This window comes from Pseudoalteromonas galatheae, assembly GCF_005886105.2.
Lineage (GTDB): Bacteria > Pseudomonadota > Gammaproteobacteria > Enterobacterales > Alteromonadaceae > Pseudoalteromonas > Pseudoalteromonas galatheae.
Map to the genome: position 1 here is coordinate 2817827 of NZ_PNCO02000001.1, position 16295 is coordinate 2834121.

Annotated in this window: 10 protein-coding genes; 3 read left to right on the top strand and 7 right to left on the bottom strand. The window is 44.5% G+C overall.

What is annotated here, in order from left to right; translation table 11 throughout:
* The first annotated feature begins 56 nt into the window (after window positions 1-56).
* Window positions 57-2726: a bifunctional acetate--CoA ligase family protein/GNAT family N-acetyltransferase gene (locus tag CWC29_RS12540; protein ID WP_138523510.1), complete on the top strand. Its 2670-nt coding sequence runs from the start codon at window positions 57-59 to the stop codon at window positions 2724-2726.
* A gap of 34 nt (window positions 2727-2760) precedes the next feature.
* On the top strand, window positions 2761-3708 hold the full coding sequence (locus tag CWC29_RS12545) for an ion transporter (RefSeq protein WP_138523512.1): 948 nt from the start codon (window positions 2761-2763) through the stop codon (window positions 3706-3708).
* Between the two features lie 9 nt (window positions 3709-3717).
* Here the strand turns inward: CWC29_RS12545 and CWC29_RS12550 are convergent, their stop codons facing one another.
* From CWC29_RS12550 to CWC29_RS12560, 3 genes are read right to left on the bottom strand one after another with little or no spacing between them, the layout of a single operon-like run.
* Complete coding sequence (locus CWC29_RS12550) at window positions 3718-8184, bottom strand: EAL domain-containing protein (RefSeq protein WP_209319053.1); 4467 nt, start codon at window positions 8182-8184, stop codon at window positions 3718-3720.
* Window positions 8185-8203: 19 nt separating this feature from the next.
* Window positions 8204-8629: a GNAT family N-acetyltransferase gene (locus CWC29_RS12555; protein ID WP_128726709.1), complete on the bottom strand. Its 426-nt coding sequence runs from the start codon at window positions 8627-8629 to the stop codon at window positions 8204-8206.
* A complete protein-coding gene (locus CWC29_RS12560; protein ID WP_010374667.1) occupies window positions 8629-8832 on the bottom strand; it encodes a DUF3283 family protein in 204 nt (67 codons plus the stop codon). The genes CWC29_RS12555 and CWC29_RS12560 overlap by 1 nt, the downstream gene beginning before the upstream one ends.
* Window positions 8833-9012: 180 nt before the next feature.
* Between CWC29_RS12560 and CWC29_RS12565 the strand changes: the two genes are divergently transcribed.
* A complete protein-coding gene (locus CWC29_RS12565; RefSeq protein WP_235956573.1) occupies window positions 9013-9702 on the top strand; it encodes a hypothetical protein in 690 nt (229 codons plus the stop codon).
* Here the strand turns inward: CWC29_RS12565 and CWC29_RS12570 are convergent.
* From CWC29_RS12570 to aceE, 4 genes are all read right to left on the bottom strand, one after another.
* Window positions 9686-9934, bottom strand: a complete 249-nt coding sequence (locus CWC29_RS12570) for a DUF1289 domain-containing protein (protein ID WP_128726710.1) — start codon at window positions 9932-9934, stop codon at window positions 9686-9688. The two genes, CWC29_RS12565 and CWC29_RS12570, sit on opposite strands and share 17 nt — an antisense overlap.
* Window positions 9935-10076: 142 nt before the next feature.
* A complete protein-coding gene (lpdA, locus tag CWC29_RS12575) occupies window positions 10077-11501 on the bottom strand; it encodes a dihydrolipoyl dehydrogenase (protein ID WP_128726711.1) in 1425 nt (474 codons plus the stop codon).
* Between the two features lie 211 nt (window positions 11502-11712).
* Window positions 11713-13602, bottom strand: a complete 1890-nt coding sequence (gene aceF / locus CWC29_RS12580; protein ID WP_167815427.1) for a pyruvate dehydrogenase complex dihydrolipoyllysine-residue acetyltransferase — start codon at window positions 13600-13602, stop codon at window positions 11713-11715.
* Between the two features lie 11 nt (window positions 13603-13613).
* The gene (gene aceE / locus CWC29_RS12585) at window positions 13614-16280 is read right to left on the bottom strand and encodes a pyruvate dehydrogenase (acetyl-transferring), homodimeric type (protein ID WP_128726712.1); all 2667 of its coding nucleotides are present in this window, start codon (window positions 16278-16280) and stop codon (window positions 13614-13616) included.
* Window positions 16281-16295: the final 15 nt, after the last annotated feature.

Consider the following 16295-nt stretch of genomic DNA (forward strand, 5'->3'; position numbering starts at 1 on the left):
CTGCGAGCAAAATGGTAGAGTGTTTCGTATGAGCTGTGGCTGAACTAGGAAACAGTATGAGCGTAAAGCGTATTAGCCAATTTTTTAACCCCCAATCTATCGCGGTGATTGGCGCCTCTAACAATCCTGATCGCGCCGGCTTTATCGTAATGCGTAACTTGCTACAAGGCGGATTTAAAGGGCCCATTATGCCCGTCAGTCCAAAGCACACCGCCGTGCATGGGGTGCTTGCCTACAGTGCCATCGAACAGTTACCCAAAGTCCCTGATCTCGCCGTTATTTGTACCAATAAACAAACCTTAGTGCAAATCATCAATGAACTTGGTGATATTGGCTGTCAACATGCAATCATCATCGCAGCAGGTCTTGATAATCAGCACAAACAACAATTAAAAGAAGCTGCCAAAATAGCGAAGGTCACTTTACTTGGTCCTAACTGTCTCGGTTTACTCATTCCTCACTTGGGTATTAATGCCAGTTTTTCTCATACGGTTGCAGCGCCCGGTAAGCTTGCATTTATTTCACAATCGGCGGCGGTATGTTCAACCATACTGGACTGGGCACAACATAAAAAAATTGGCTTTTCTTACTTTGTTTCTGTCGGGGACTGCCTTGATATTGATTTCGACGAACTACTTGATTTCCTTGGACGAGATCCAAAAACCCAAGCTATTTTGCTTTACATTGATAATATCGATGATGTAAGGCGCTTTATTTCCGCAGCTAGAGCCGCGGCATTTAGCAAGCCCGTCATCGCCATAAAAACAGGAAAAACCAAAGCTGGTGCAATCGCTGCGCTGAATCACACCGGCGGCAATACCTCCGATGACGCGGTTTATGATGCCATGTTCCAACGAGCAGGCATGCTAAGAGTAAACGATCTTAGGGAGCTCTTTGCTGCCACTCAAACCCTTGCTTTACATCCCAAACTGCTGCAAGTAGAACAGCTGACCATTTTAACCAATGGCGGCGGCCCTGGTATCATGGCAGTGGACACCTTACTACAGAACTCAGGCAAACTGGCAGTACTAAGCGAGCAAACCAAACAAGCGCTCAGCGCCTTGATCCCACAAACGGATCATGCTTGTAACCCTGTAGATATTTTTGGTGATTCCTCACCACAGCGTTACCAACAAGCACTAGAGATTTTATTAAAAGCTGACGAAGTCAAAAATTTACTGATAATTCATACTCCATCAGCGCTTGCGCCAAGTACCGCTTATGCTGAGATCATTGCGCAGACGCTAGCCAAAATTCCAAAAATGGCACGTCCTTATGTGATGACAAACTTCATGGGTGAAGAAGCGGCATACGCTGCAAGACTTGTATGTGCAAACGCTCAGATCCCAACTTATCGTACCCCAGAAGGTGCTGTTGGCGCCTTTATGCACTTGGTAAGCTACCGCCGAAACCAAAAGCACCTTACGCAAACGCCAGAATCCTACAGTGACGAAGGGCAGCTACAACACCTGCAAAGCAAACGTTTAATCAATGACTTTTTAAACTCAGGCGCCAATAAACTCGCGACCCATTTGGCCTCCCAAGTGCTGGCTAATTACGATATAGAATGTATAGAGACGCAAATAGCACTCACCCCCTCAGAAGCAAAAGAGCAAGCTCAACAATTAGGTTTTCCCGTTGCACTTAAACTGATAAGTCATGATATTCCCTCTAAATCGGAAGTGGGTGGGGTTGTACTTAACCTCAACGACGCCGAAGAAGTAGAACAAACCGCATTTTCGATGTTACTACGGATCCGTGAGGCAGCCCCCGAAGCTGAAATAGAAGGCTTCTCTTTGCAACGCATGGCAAAACGCGCTGGTGGACAAGAATTACGGATAGCGGTAAAAACAGAACCCGGTGTTGGCCCTGTTATTTTACTGGGGGAAGCGGGCACTGGGCTTAATTTCTCGCAAGCAGCGGTGGCATTACCACCTTTGAATATGAACCTTGCAAAGTACCTGATTGCAGCCGCCCATGATAAAGGCTTTATCAAAGAGCGAGCGCTGCCTGAAAAGGTCGATAAATACCGCCTGTGCGCCCTACTCACTCGTGTCTCTCAAATGGTAGTCGACCAACCTGATATCAGTGATATGGAACTCAACCCTATTTTAGCCTGCTCGGGTCAGTTTCAAGTGCTCGACGCCAGCATTACGCTAAGGCGATACGAGCCGGTATCTGGACGTAAACGCTTAGCCATCCGACCTTACCCTCGGGAGTTGGTAAAATCCGTGACATTAAAGAATGGTCGCCCTGCAACCTTAAGACCTATTCGTCCTGAGGATGAAAGAGCACACCAAGAGTTTGACCAGTCTTTAAGTAAAGAAGATAGATACCGCCGTTTTTTTGGCGAGCTGCCACAATTTAATCATGAACAGCTCGCCAAAATGACGCAAATTGATTACGACAGAGAAATGGCGTTTATTGTCACGGTCCCTAACAAGTCCAGCTATCAAACGCTTGGAGTATCACGCGTGTTGATGGACCCCGATAACCAAGTAGCTGAATTCGCAGTGGTTGTGCGCTCAGATTGTCAAGGACTTGGGCTTGGAGGAATACTCATGGAAGCTGCTATAAAACACTGTCGTAAACAAGGCGTGCAAAGTATAGAAGGGATCACCCTCCCAGAAAACAGCGGTATGATAGGACTTGCCAAAAAGCTTGGGTTTACCGTATCTCGAGATTTTGAGGAAGGCACCATTCAGATGGTGTTAAACTTAAACTAAATACAAAAAAAAGATAAGGGATGTTGGCAACTTGATGCAACTTCACATCAGAGAAAAAACGGCTGCGGTACTTGAAGCCACAGGACAATATCGTAAGCTTGGTCGCGCAGTCGACATCTTCCTTATTACCCTGATTTTAACCAATGTCGTTGCTATCGTGTTGGAATCTGAGCGCGATTTAGCAAAGGTATACCATCATTACTTTCTCACCCTGGAGCTAGTCAGTGTGGCTATCTTTGCCGTCGAATACTTACTGAGATTTTGGTGCTGTGTCGATAAGCTTGATTATCGCCATTTGGATATACCCAATTGGAAAAAACGCCTAAAGTATCTGATATCGCCGCTGGCAATCATTGATCTCATTGCTATTTTGCCTACCATATTGATGGCCTTTATCACTTTTGATCTGCGCTTTTTGCGTGTTATCCGATTACTTAGGATCTTTAAGCTAACACGCTACTCTCGGGCCATGCAATTGCTGCTCGCAGCATTTAAAGAAGAGTCGAGCTCACTGCTTGCCGCCTTTTTTATCATGAGTGTGGTGCTAATCATGGCCTCTTGCGGGATTTATCTTATTGAACACGATGTACAACCGGATAAATTTGGTTCTATTCCTAAAGCTATGTGGTGGGCGATGGCCACTCTAACTACCGTGGGTTACGGCGATGTAGTGCCAATCACCCCACTCGGGCAATTCTTTGGTGGTCTTATCACTTTACTCAGTATGGGCATGGTCGCAATCCCTACAGGTCTTTTGGCCTCAAGCTTTGCCGACCAAATGCGCAAACGTCGAGATGCATTCAACGAGGCTGTGCTGCATGCATTAGTCGATGGCGATGTCGATAAAAGCGAAAGAGCCCATCTAGAAGCGCTACGAATTGAACTTGGTTTAAGTCAATTAGAAGCAAATCAAGCGATTAAACTAATGAGTAGTCAACGTGTCCATCATATGTACTGTCGTCACTGTGGCAAAAAGCTGTAACCAAAGAGGCTACAGCGATTTTTCAGTGAGTAATTGCGCTACTTGTTCGCCACTAATCGCCGAGCTGAAACGGTAACCTTGATAATAATCAACTTGCTCGGCTTTGATACGTTGATACTGGAGGTCGTTTTCCACTCCTTCTGCAACACATTTTAGTCCTAAACCATGAGCTAAATTCACGCATGAGCGTATAATTAAATAGCTTTCTGGATCTTCTGCAATTTGTTGCACAAAGCTTTTATCTATCTTGATGACATCCACTGGTAACTGTTGCAGGTAAGTCAAAGAGGCGTACCCCGTACCAAAGTCATCCATGTAGATTTGGCAGCCAAGTGCTTTAATTTCTCTCATCACCTTTGCCGCGCTGTCAATGTTAGACAGTAAGGCACTTTCCGTTATCTCAAAAGCCACAGAGCGACCCGACACTTTGCTGCGGCTCAGTGCTTGTTGAATATTATCGACTAAGCTTGAGGATTCAAAATCAATGGCTGATAGATTAATAGATATATATAAATCGCGCTCAATAGTTTGCCAATGTCTCAATTCAACCAATGCCCGAGAGAGGGTTTGCAGGGTAAGTTCAGTCACGACGCCAGCATGCTCAGCTGCAAGCGCATATTCCTGAGCACAAAACTCACTATTTTCCGGCCAGCGTAATAAGGCTTCAAACCCAAGCAGGGTATCGCTCTGCACATCAACAATAGGTTGATAGTAGTTACTAAACTCACCATTTTTTAGCGCCCTCATAAGCGCTTGTTCGACTTCCCGAGAACGTCTGACCTTACCATTCATCTCTTCGCGGAAAAACTGATAACTAGAGACTTGTTGTACATTGACATGCTCAAGTGCCGCCTTTGCTGCTTGATTGAGCTCAAACGCATCAGACGCATCATCGGGGTACATAGCAATTCCTATCGCAGGTTGCATCAGTACAGTATGTCCAGCGACCTCCAAAGGTGTACTAAACGAGTGAACTAAACACTCTACATATTGATGCACCTTTTCAGGGTTGTCGAGATGCTCCATCAGCACATAAAATGACTTGTCGTGCCCCGTTGCTAAACTGTCGAGTTCACGGAAGCAACAGCGTAGCTTTTTTGCCAGCAGCGGAAGCAGCTCGGCCACAAAGTCTGCACCATAAATATCGTATAGATTCTGTAAGCGATTGAATTTAATCACCAGCAGCGCAAAATGTGTCTCTTGAGCCTGCGACTGTTTGATTGCATGCTGCACTCTATCCATCAGTAATGCTTTATTCGGCAACTTAGTTTGTAAGTCGTAGTTAGCGAGCTGATATAATTCTTTTTCAGTGCGCTTCTGTTGGCTAATATCGGTTAGCACTACAACATAGCTGTGGAGCTCACCATCACCATTCGCCACAGCACTTATCTTAATGAGCACATCTCTTTCGTCACCATTCGGCAGGCTAACAACTTCCTCAGAACTTAAGTGCTGGTGTACCTCCAACGCCAGCGTTTGGCGTAGATACATCATCCGTTTTTGTCTCGACATACCAAGCTTGACGGCGGTGCTTGAAGGCGGGATGGAGTCGAGATTAAAGGCATTTTGCATCGCCCGATTACATGCTTGAATATGAAGTCTTTTATCTAAAATCATGACCCAATCACGGGTCTGCTCAAATGCTGCACCAAATAGTGCTGCGCGCTCTTCGAATAAGCGTTCACGGGTTAAGTTAGTATAGGTGCCCGCAACTTGTGTTGGATTTCCCTCATCCCACTCAAGCACCTTGCCAAAGTCCTTATACCAGCGCCACTGACCTTTGCTGTCTTTTAACCGATAGGTACAATCAATAAACCCTTTATCAGTCGTAACAAATTCCAGCCACTGTAAGCGGAACATGGCTCTATCCGAGGGGTGAATCTTTTGCAGATAGTCATCTAAACCAACACTCTCAAGCTCATAATCGAGCTCATTAACCAATCGAGGTTGATAGATTAAGGTACTTCCAGCATGCCACTCCCATACACCTGAGTTACTACCTTCAAGTGCCATCTTCAACCTAGCTTCTCGGTCTTGTGTTTCCTTATGAGCGGCAAGAATAAGTTGTTCAACACGGTACTTCCGATAACTCCAAAGAGACAATAGTAGGAGCGTAAGAAACACATACCCCGTGAGCGCAACGGGTGAGCGCCATGCTGGGTAGTTCACATTAATTGTTAATTTTGCAGGTGGCGTGTAATCTCCAGTTAACGGATCTTTGGCCCAAACTTTTAATGCATATTCGCCTGGATTAAGCTTAGGAAATACCACGCGATTTTGGTTGCGACTTAGGATCTTCTGCCCACCGGATATTTGGTATTCATAAATGATCCTATCTTGATAGCTAAACGCCATTGCTGAGAAAGACACTTCAAGCCCAATATCATCATGTTCAAGTTCAATATGTTCAAACTGCTTTAATCCCGCCTTTTGGTTTGGACGAGAAATAAGATCCACACTGGTGATATTTACATGGTCAAGCAGTGGTTTTTTAGGGCGGTTGTCATCGGGAGAAAACACCACAAACCCTTTCAACATACCATATGCTATGCGACCATCTTTTAGCATCACAGACGCGCCGCCATTAAACTCGTTGGAAAGAATGCCATCTTCGGTTGTGAACTGTTGTAAGTGCAAATTATCTGGGTCTAGACGCCAAATGCCTTTGTGAGACGACATCCAAATCATTCCCTCTTTGTCTTGGCGCATTTCATACATTAAGGTGTCGATTTTATGGGCTTTTAGATCAATATTGTAGATAGGCTCATAACCATCTAAAGTCATGCCTATTAAGCCAAACGACGACAATGACAGCCACAAAATATTATTTTTATCTATGGTGTAAGTGGTGATATCAACCGCTAAATGTTTATTTGCCCTAGGAGCCTTGTAAATCTCCGTTAAGGTTTCAAGTTGTGGATCATATTGATACAGCACCCCAGCGTTGTAATAAAGCGGCTTAGTAGGATCATTAGGTAAAGGAGGGTAAAAGCCATAGGTCAGAAACGGATCTACTTTTTCAAATGATTGAGTTAAATGCTTTAACTCTGCTGTATTAATATCATAAACAAACATGCCAATGTCGCTATTGACGAAATAAAACTTACCGTCTGCTAATAGCTCACCGCCCTTTGCAAAAGACGTTAATATTTCCTTATCTTTAGCATTATTCGCTTTTGGCCTTTCAAGCTCATGTGTGATTGGGTCAAATACAAACAAACCCTTACCCGTGGTTAACCATAACTTATTTTGATATTCAGCAATCTTCCATATAATAAACTCCGAGAGAATTTCATCTCCCAAGTATCCTTTTAAAAACTGCTTGGTTTCTCTTGTTTTTGGGTTGTATCGTGTTAAGCCATCATTGGTTGCTAACCATAAAAATTGATTGGATTCATGCATCGCCCACACATTACTGTGTGAGAAACCTTCCCCTTTGACAGTGAGATCGCTGACATTATCAAACGCCAGCGTGCTATCTGGTAAGTAAAATGCGCCATCTTCTTTGGTAGCAACCCAAAGCCCACCATAGTTATCTTTTACGATATCGATAATGCTGGTGTTGGATGGCAAAAATATACTTGAAGATAACCGTTTGTCTCGTACAGCATTACCATCCTCAATGTGATAATGCACCAACCCTTTATCAGTACCGAGCAGCAAAGTATGCTTATCATGTCTAAGCATTTTCCAAATATTAAGTTCTGGCAGTAGCGTTTTAAACGGTACTTCGGCATCAAAGTCTTTATTTAACATGGAGATGTCTAGTTCATACATTCCTTGAACTGCGCCAACAAGCAAAGTGTCTTTATTCAAAGTAAATAGAGACTTGGTATTCATTTGATAAGGGTGCGTTACTGGGGAGAGGTGCTCGATCGCTCTTAATGTTTTCGTTGGTAAGTGATAAGCGAATAGACGTTCGGAGGTCGCGATAAACAAGATATCATGATGGTGGTAAACTGCCCGAATAAAGCCGCTTTCTTCATCCAAAGGAAGCGTCACCTCACTCTCGAGCTTGCCACTGTGAATATTGAGAATAGCGACATCATTAGTGCGCACAACCCACATGTGGTCATCGTCTTTAGTTAGAATAATATTGACCAAATTGGAATAGAATTCATCTTCGGTAGAGGGTGGCTCAATGTATTTTCTGTACTCATCTTTTGCGGGATCATATCGCAAAAGGCCAGCAATCCCCGTGGTGATCCAAATCCCGCCCAAATTATCCTGGTAGATGTAGTTCACTTGTACTTTGTCCAGAACCCCGTCGGGTCCATTCACATCTAAGACCTGATAACCATCATAACGATTGAGGCCTCCCTCTGTGGACAGCCACAAGTAACCTTGCTTATCAATAAGCAGAGTATTGACGTAACTTTGTGATAAGCCTTCCGCAGGTGAAAGTCGGGAAATTTGGGCCGCACTTGCCAATGTAGAAAATAGGTAAATGCAGATTATAATGCACAGGCGAAACATAAAAAGCCGAAGTTGTTAACTAGACGTAATACATTGCCATGAGTTTACGATTTTGTCCAAGATAACTAGATAAGCGAGAAGCAAGTTCAGGAGGTAATTCTCGTGAATTGCGTTGAAACCCAAGGGAGAGATAAAAGTCACTTAAATGGCAATACGCAAAAGTATAAATTATCTGTCGTGACTGCTCACTGCGAAACTGCTTAATTGCGGATTCAATGAGTGTTTTCGCGATACCTTGGTTTCTGCGCTGTGGCGCAACATAAACGCCAACAAGCAACCAGTTGCCGTCTACAGGTTGCAAACGGCAAGCTGCGATAATTTCACTGCCATCTTTTACCACTGACACTTTGTCGTGTTTTGCAGCACGCCCACGAACTCGGTGTGCATCATAAAATTTATTTACAAGCGGCGTCATAATAGCCGGAAGCAATTCAACTTTATACATTAAGCAAGCATTAGGCTCAGGTAATATTCAAATTTTTGCTTTAGCGTGTCCTGCTCCGATAGCGGCCTTTGATTAATCGTGTCATAAATAGCCTCCCTGCTTTTTTTGCCTCGTTTAATTTGATAAGCCCAAAACGACGCTTCATATTCAAGTTGAATTTGGTACTTTTCTTGTCTGGGCAGCAAACACAGATTATAGCTCATTACACATCATTCAATTTTCAGCAAAGGATAGACCAAGTGTATCACAAGCCACTACCGCTATTGCAGCAAAATCGAGTTTTATCTGGTTTTGAGTAAAGCGTGATACTGTGCCTTTTATTGTAAAAATTATGTATACTTAACGACATTACAACTTTAGGGTAGCGCATCAAAGGAGTTGGATTGAAAGCGGTATTACTGTGTTTATTATTGATAGTTTCGACTGTGGTTCATGCAGCCAATGACATACCAAATGTGATGCGCTTCAATAAGCCACCACAAACCCCCCAAGCACGCTATGTAATAGAACTCATGGGAATGGTTTATCATGAACTTGGCGTAGAGCTACGCCTTGAAGAATTTAACCATAAGGGCTCTTTAATTGCAGCTAATGCAGGTAATTTAGATGGGCAACTGGCTCGCGTTGCCAGTGTTGAAACAGAGTATCCGAACCTACGACGGGTTGACTACGCTTTGTTTCAGTTTAACTTACAATTTTTAAGCCTTTGCAGCCACTGTGATCTAAAAGCGGTTAGCTCTTTGACCATCCGAAGCGGCTACCCCGTAGCCACGGCCTATTTGGCTGAACACCATATACAAGCTTATATTATTGATGTTAAAAGTGCGGTGACACAACTCAACCTAGTTGTGCAACGGCAGGTTGAAGGCGCGCTTATTCTTGACTTTCATTTGAAGCCGCATTTAAAAAATATCAACGAAGAAACATTGCAAATAAAAAACTTAGCTGTTGTTGAAAGTTTTCATTTTGTGCATAAACGCTATGAGCATTTAATCCCACTTATCAAAGCAAAACTAGAAGAGTTTGAGCATGAAGGAATAATAGAAATGCTTAGAGCTAAATATCAAATTTAAAGTTCTCTGCTGTTTGATCATCAGCTTGATCCGCTTTTGATTTACGTTGCAAGTACCGTTTGTAACGCTGTTGACACAACGCAATAACTCTACGTTTTTGCTCGTTACTAAGATTATTCCACTCAAAACGCTCCTCTCGACTACGATAACAACCTTTACAATAGCCGCGATTATTTACCTGACAGATCCCCTTACACGGACTTGGGATCTCAAATATCTCAATTTGTTCCATGTACACTCAACACCTTTGCCCCTTGTCTAAGCATACTGGTTAGAAACTAGTCTGCCAAGGTTATAAGGAGCGAGTTACAACCTTGGGCCCCAAAAACAAAAAACCCAGCGCGAGGCTGGGTTTTTGAAAAGCTTAGAAAAACTTACTTTTTCTTCACGGCTTTTTTGTTTGGAAGGTCAGTAATTGAACCTTCGAAGATTTCAGCAGCTAGACCAATTGACTCGTTCAGCGTTGGGTGAGCGTGGATAGTAAGCGCTAGGTCTTCACCATCAGCACCCATCTCTACTGCTAGGCCGATTTCACCAAGCATTTCACCAGCGTTGATACCAACCATAGCACCACCGATCACACGACCTGACTCTTTATCAAAGATAAGCTTAGTTGAACCTTCAGTACGTGCAGAAGCAATCGCGCGACCAGAAGCCGCCCACGGGAATACCGCAGTTTCAATGCTTAGACCTTGCTCTTTTGCTTCTTTCTCAGTCACACCAACCCAAGCAATTTCTGGATCTGTGTATGCAATTGAAGGAATACATTTAGGATCGAAGTAGTGCTTCTTACCAGAGATAACTTCAGCAGCAACGTGACCTTCGTGAACCGCTTTGTGTGCAAGCATAGGTTGACCTACGATGTCACCGATAGCGAAGATGTGATCAACGTTGGTTTTCATTTGCTTGTCAGTGCTGATAAAGCCACGCTCATCAACATTTACGCCCGCTTTGTCAGCGTCGATTAGCTTACCATTTGGTGTACGACCAACAGCAACTAGTACTTTGTCATAACGAACTTGGCCTTCTGGTGCTTGCTTGCCTTCGAAAGATACGTAGATACCGTCTTCTTTCGCTTCAACAGCAACCACTTTAGTAGAAAGCATCACGTTAAACTTGTCTTTAACGTACTTTTGGTAAATCTTGATAACGTCTTTGTCAGCCGCAGGTACTAATTGATCAGCAAACTCAACTACGTCAATTGCTGAACCTAGTGAACGGTAAACAGTACCCATTTCAAGACCAATGATACCACCACCTAGTACAAGTAGCTTTTCAGGCACGTCTTTAAGCTCAAGTGCACCAGTCGAATCAATGATACGATCATCTTCAGGAATGAAAGGTAAGCTTACAGGCTGAGAACCTGCTGCAATGATTGCATTATCGAAAGTTACCGTCTTCGCGCCGTCAGCACCTTCAACCGCAATGGTGTTAGAACCTGTGAACTTACCGTAGCCGTTAACTACAGTAACTTTACGCATCTTAGCCATACCGCTAAGGCCGCCAGTTAGCTGACCAATTACAGACTCTTTCCATGAACGGATTTTGTCTAGGTCGATTTGTGGAGCACCGAAAGAAACACCGTGAGAAGCCATTTCAGCTGCATCGTCGATTACTTTTGCAACGTGAAGAAGGGCTTTTGAAGGGATACAACCAACGTTCAAGCACACACCACCTAGCGTGTCGCGAGATTCGATTAGTGTAACGTCTAAACCTAAGTCTGCTGCACGGAATGCCGCAGAGTAACCACCAGGACCACCGCCTAGTACAACAACTTGAGTTTTGATTTCGTTGCTCATGTTATTACCTTAACTGTTATTTGAACGGGTTTACTCGTCGAGAGTAGCCGACCCAAAGTGCCTGCCAAACACCCGATTCGGGGCACAGGGCAGAGAGAGTTATTATTGCTCGAAAGTGTATCATTCACACTCTCTATTGTCCCGCCTAAATATCAAGCGGAACAACAAAATACAAGAAAACCGCATCACCTAAGTGATGCGGTTTCTATTCTTACATTACTAACTGGCGAATATCGCTTAGGTAGTTTGCAAGTGTCACAGTAAAGCGAGCTGCTAGTGCGCCGTCAATGACACGATGGTCGTATGAACAGCTTAGCGGCACCATTAGGCGCGGCTCAAACTCTTTACCATTCCATTTCGGTTTGAAGTCTGACTTAGACACACCAAGAATCGCCACTTCAGGAGCATTAACGATTGGCGTAAACGCCGTACCGCCGATCCCGCCAAGGCTTGAGATAGTGAAACAGCCACCCTGCATGTCAGAAGATGTCAGCTTACCATCACGTGCTTTCTTAGAGATTTCCATCAACTCGCGTGATAACTCAATGATGCCTTTTTTATTCACGTCGCGAACAACAGGAACTACAAGACCGTTTGGTGTATCAACTGCGATACCGATATGAACATACTTCTTCAGAATTAAGCTCTCACCATCTTCAGATAGTGAAGAGTTAAACGTTGGGAAGTCTTCAAGTGCTTTTGCAGCGGCTTTCATCACGAATACTAATGGCGTGATCTTCACACCCATTTTCTTCTTCTCAGCAAGCACATTCTGTTCTTTACGGAACGCTTCAAGCTCAGTGATATCGGCTTCGTCAAACTGTGTAACATGTGGGATTTGTACCCAGTTACGGTGAAGGTTTGCACCTGATAGCTTATTGATGCGAGAAAGCTTCTTCTCTTCAACTTCACCAAACTTGCTGAAGTCTACTTTTGGCCAAGGAATAAGACCAAGTTCACCGCCACCGGTGTTGCCGCCTTTTGCGACTTGACCAGACTCAACTTGCTTAACCAGCTCTTTCACGTAGTTTTGTACGTCTTCTTTTAGTACACGGTTCTTACGACCTGTACCTTTAACGCGAGCTAGGTTAACCCCAAACTCACGCGCTAGACGACGTACCACAGGTGATGCGTGGGCATATTGATCATTGGCCACAAAATCATCTTTTTGTGCAGAAGCTTTTGGTGCTTCAGATTTCGCCGCTGGAGCCGCTGATTGCGCTGGCTTTTCTTCAGCTTTAGCTGCTGCCTGAGGTGCAGGTGCCGCGCCTTTCACTTCGAATACGAAGATTAAAGAACCCGTTGATACTTTATCGCCAGCATTAACTTTGATGGCTTTAATCGTACCTGCGAACGGTGCTGGCACTTCCATTGAGGCTTTGTCGCCTTCAACCGTAATAAGCGATTGCTCTTCTTCAACGCTATCGCCTACAGCAACCATGATTTCAGTGACTTCAACTTCGTCACCACCGATATCTGGTACGTGTACTTCTTTTTCAGCTGATGCTGCTGGCGCTTGTTCCTGTGCTGGTGCTTGCGCTTCAGAAGCTGCTGGCGCATCACCGCTACCTGCAACTTCAAAAGTGAAGATCAATGAACCCGTTGACACTTTGTCACCCGCGTTGATTTTCACCTCTTTGATAGTACCAGCGAAAGGTGCAGGTACTTCCATTGAAGCCTTGTCGCCTTCAACCGTGATAAGTGATTGCTCTTCTTCAACAACATCACCAGCTGCCACTAAGATTTCTGTGACTTCAACTTCATCGCCACCAATATCTGGTACATGAACTTCTTTTACTTCTGTTTGACCTGAAGTGCTGGCTTCTGGCTTGGCTTCTTCCGCTGGCTGTTCTGCAGCTGTTTCTTCACCTGCTGCTTCAAAAACCATAATCAAAGAACCTGTCGAGACTTTATCGCCTTCGGCTATTTTGATTTCTTTCACCGTACCTGCCACAGAGGCAGGTACTTCCATTGATGCTTTGTCGCCTTCAACCGTGATAAGCGATTGCTCTTCTGCAACCGTGTCACCTACGCTTACTAGGATCTCGGTTACTTCAACCTCATCGGCACCAATATCTGGAACATGAATTTCGATTGCCATTACTCGTCCTCTTATGCGTAAAGTGGGTTAGTTTTGGTGGTGTCGATATCAAATTTCTTGATAGCGTCAGTCACAGCTGATTTTTCAATCTTGCCTTGCTTAACTAGCTCACCAAGTGCAGCAACTACTACGTAACCTGCGTTCACTTCAAAGTGACGACGTAGGTTTTCACGGCTGTCTGAACGACCGTAGCCATCTGTGCCAAGTACTTTGTAAGATGCGCTCGGCATAAATGCACGTACTTGATCAGCATAGTTTTTCATGTAATCGGTAGCTGCAATTGCTGGCGCATCACCAAGCACACTCGTGATATAAGGTACTTTTTGCTCTGCTTCTGGATTTAGCATGTTAAAGCGCTCAGCATCTTGACCGTCACGAGCAAGCTCGTTGAATGACGTTACAGAGAATACATCAGAACCGATACCGTAGTCGTCGCTTAGAATTTGCGCCGCTTTACGTACTTCGTTCAAGATAGTACCAGAGCCCATTAACTGAACCTGTGCTTTGTCGCCAGTGTAGCTTTCAAGCTTGTAAATACCCTTACGAATACCTTCTTCAGCGCCTTCTGGCATTGCAGGTTGATGGTAGTTTTCGTTCATGAGCGTTAGGTAGTAGAACACGTTCTCTTGCTCTGGACCGTACATACGACGGATACCATCTTGCAAAATAACCGCTACTTCAAATGCAAACGTTGGGTCGTAAGAAATACAGTTAGGCACCGTACCTGCTTGAATGTGCGAGTGACCGTCTTCGTGCTGTAGACCTTCACCATTTAGCGTTGTACGACCAGCGGTTGCACCAAGTAGGAAGCCGCGCGCTTGTTGATCGCCCGCCATCCACGCCATATCACCTACACGTTGGAAACCAAACATTGAGTAGTAGATATAGAACGGGATCATTGGTAAATCGTTGGTGCTGTATGAGGTTGCCGCAGCCACCCATGATGACATTGCACCTAGCTCATTGATACCTTCTTGTAGTACCTGACCAGAGGTTGCTTCTTTGTAGTAAGAAACAATATCGCGGTCTTCAGGCTTGTAGTTTTGGCCATGTGGGTTATAAATACCGATTTGACGGAATAAACCTTCCATACCAAAAGTACGTGCTTCGTCAGCAATAATAGGTACGATATTTTTACCGATGCTCTTATCTTTTAGTAAGATGTTTAATGCACGAACATATGCCATCGTTGTAGAAATATCACGCTTTTGCTCTTCTAGAAGCGGTTTGAATGCATCTAACTCTGGTAGCGTTAACGTTTCTGTGAAATTAGGCAAACGCTTAGGCGTGTAACCATGAAGGGCGTTACGGCGAGCATGTAAATACTCGTGCTCTTTTGAGCCCTCTTCCAGCGTTAAGTATGGTAGGTCTTGTAATTGCTCGTCAGACACTAAGTCATCTAGACCTAGACGTGAACGTAGATGCGCTACGTGCGTCATGTCCATTTTCTTAACTTGGTGAGCAATGTTCTTACCTTCAGCCGCAGCACCCATGCCGTAACCTTTTACCGTTTTAGCTAAGATAACTGTTGGACGACCTTTGGTGTCTTGCGCCGCTTTAAACGCCGCGAATAGTTTAGACGGCTCGTGACCACCGCGCTTCAACGCAAAGATTTCTTCGTCAGTCATATCAGCAACCAATGCTGCAGTTTCTGGGTAACGACCAAAGAAGTGCTCGCGTACGAACGCACCATCTTTTGATTTGTAAGTTTGGTAATCGCCATCAACTGTTTCGTTCATCAGTTGTAGTAATTTACCTGTGGTGTCTTTAGCCAGTAGTTTGTCCCAACCAGAACCCCAAACCACTTTGATCACGTTCCAACCAGCACCTTTAAATAGGCCTTCTAGCTCCTGAATGATCTTACCGTTACCCATTACTGGGCCGTCAAGACGCTGTAGGTTACAGTTGATTAGATAGCATAGATTGTCTAGCTTTTCACGGGCAGCGAATGAAATTGCACCACGTGATTCTGGCTCGTCCATTTCACCATCACCAAGGAAGGCATAAACGCGTTGCTCAGAGGTGTCTTTTAGTCCACGGCCATCTAGGTATTTAAGGAAGCGCGCTTGATAGATAGACGCGATTGGACCTAGACCCATAGAAACCGTTGGGAACTGCCAGAATTCAGGCATTAATTTAGGGTGTGGGTATGAAGAAATACCGTTACCGTCTACTTCCTGACGGAAGTTGTCTAGCTGTTCAGCGCTTAGGCGGCCTTCGACAAACGCACGAGCATAAATACCCGGAGAAATGTGGCCTTGGTAATATACTAAGTCACCACCGTCCTTCTCGTTTGGTGCACGGAAGAAGTGGTTGAAACACATTTCATAGAATGCAGCTGACGACTGGTAAGAGGCCATATGCCCGCCCAGCTCAAGATCTTTCTTCGACGCACGAAGTACGATCATGATCGCATTCCAACGGATGATAGAGCGAATACGACGCTCAAGGTTCACATCCCCTGGATACGCAGGTTCTTGATCTGCTGGGATAGTGTTGACATAGTTAGTCGTAGTGCCTGTTGGCATATCTACGCCATCAAGACGCGCTTGCTCTAATACTTGCTCTAACAAGAACTGAGCGCGCTCTACGCCTTCTTCTTTTACGACCGACTCAAGCGCCTGTAACCATTCTTGGGTTTCTAGCGCGTCTACGTCAATTTTATTGACTTCAGACATATGGAGTGTTCCTTA

What these genes read in the sequence shown, in the direction of transcription:
- CWC29_RS12540 (WP_138523510.1), top strand. Translation starts at nt 57, where the DNA reads ATGAGCGTAAAGCGTATTAGCCAATTTTTTAACCCCCAATCTATCGCG.
- CWC29_RS12545 (WP_138523512.1), top strand. Translation starts at nt 2,761, where the DNA reads ATGCAACTTCACATCAGAGAAAAAACGGCTGCGGTACTTGAAGCCACA.
- CWC29_RS12550 (WP_209319053.1), bottom strand. Translation starts at nt 8,184, where the DNA reads ATGTTTCGCCTGTGCATTATAATCTGCATTTACCTATTTTCTACATTG.
- CWC29_RS12555 (WP_128726709.1), bottom strand. Translation starts at nt 8,629, where the DNA reads ATGTATAAAGTTGAATTGCTTCCGGCTATTATGACGCCGCTTGTAAAT.
- CWC29_RS12560 (WP_010374667.1), bottom strand. Translation starts at nt 8,832, where the DNA reads ATGAGCTATAATCTGTGTTTGCTGCCCAGACAAGAAAAGTACCAAATT.
- CWC29_RS12570 (WP_128726710.1), bottom strand. Translation starts at nt 9,934, where the DNA reads ATGGAACAAATTGAGATATTTGAGATCCCAAGTCCGTGTAAGGGGATC.
- lpdA (WP_128726711.1), bottom strand. Translation starts at nt 11,501, where the DNA reads ATGAGCAACGAAATCAAAACTCAAGTTGTTGTACTAGGCGGTGGTCCT.
- aceF (WP_167815427.1), bottom strand. Translation starts at nt 13,602, where the DNA reads ATGGCAATCGAAATTCATGTTCCAGATATTGGTGCCGATGAGGTTGAA.
- aceE (WP_128726712.1), bottom strand. Translation starts at nt 16,280, where the DNA reads ATGTCTGAAGTCAATAAAATTGACGTAGACGCGCTAGAAACCCAAGAA.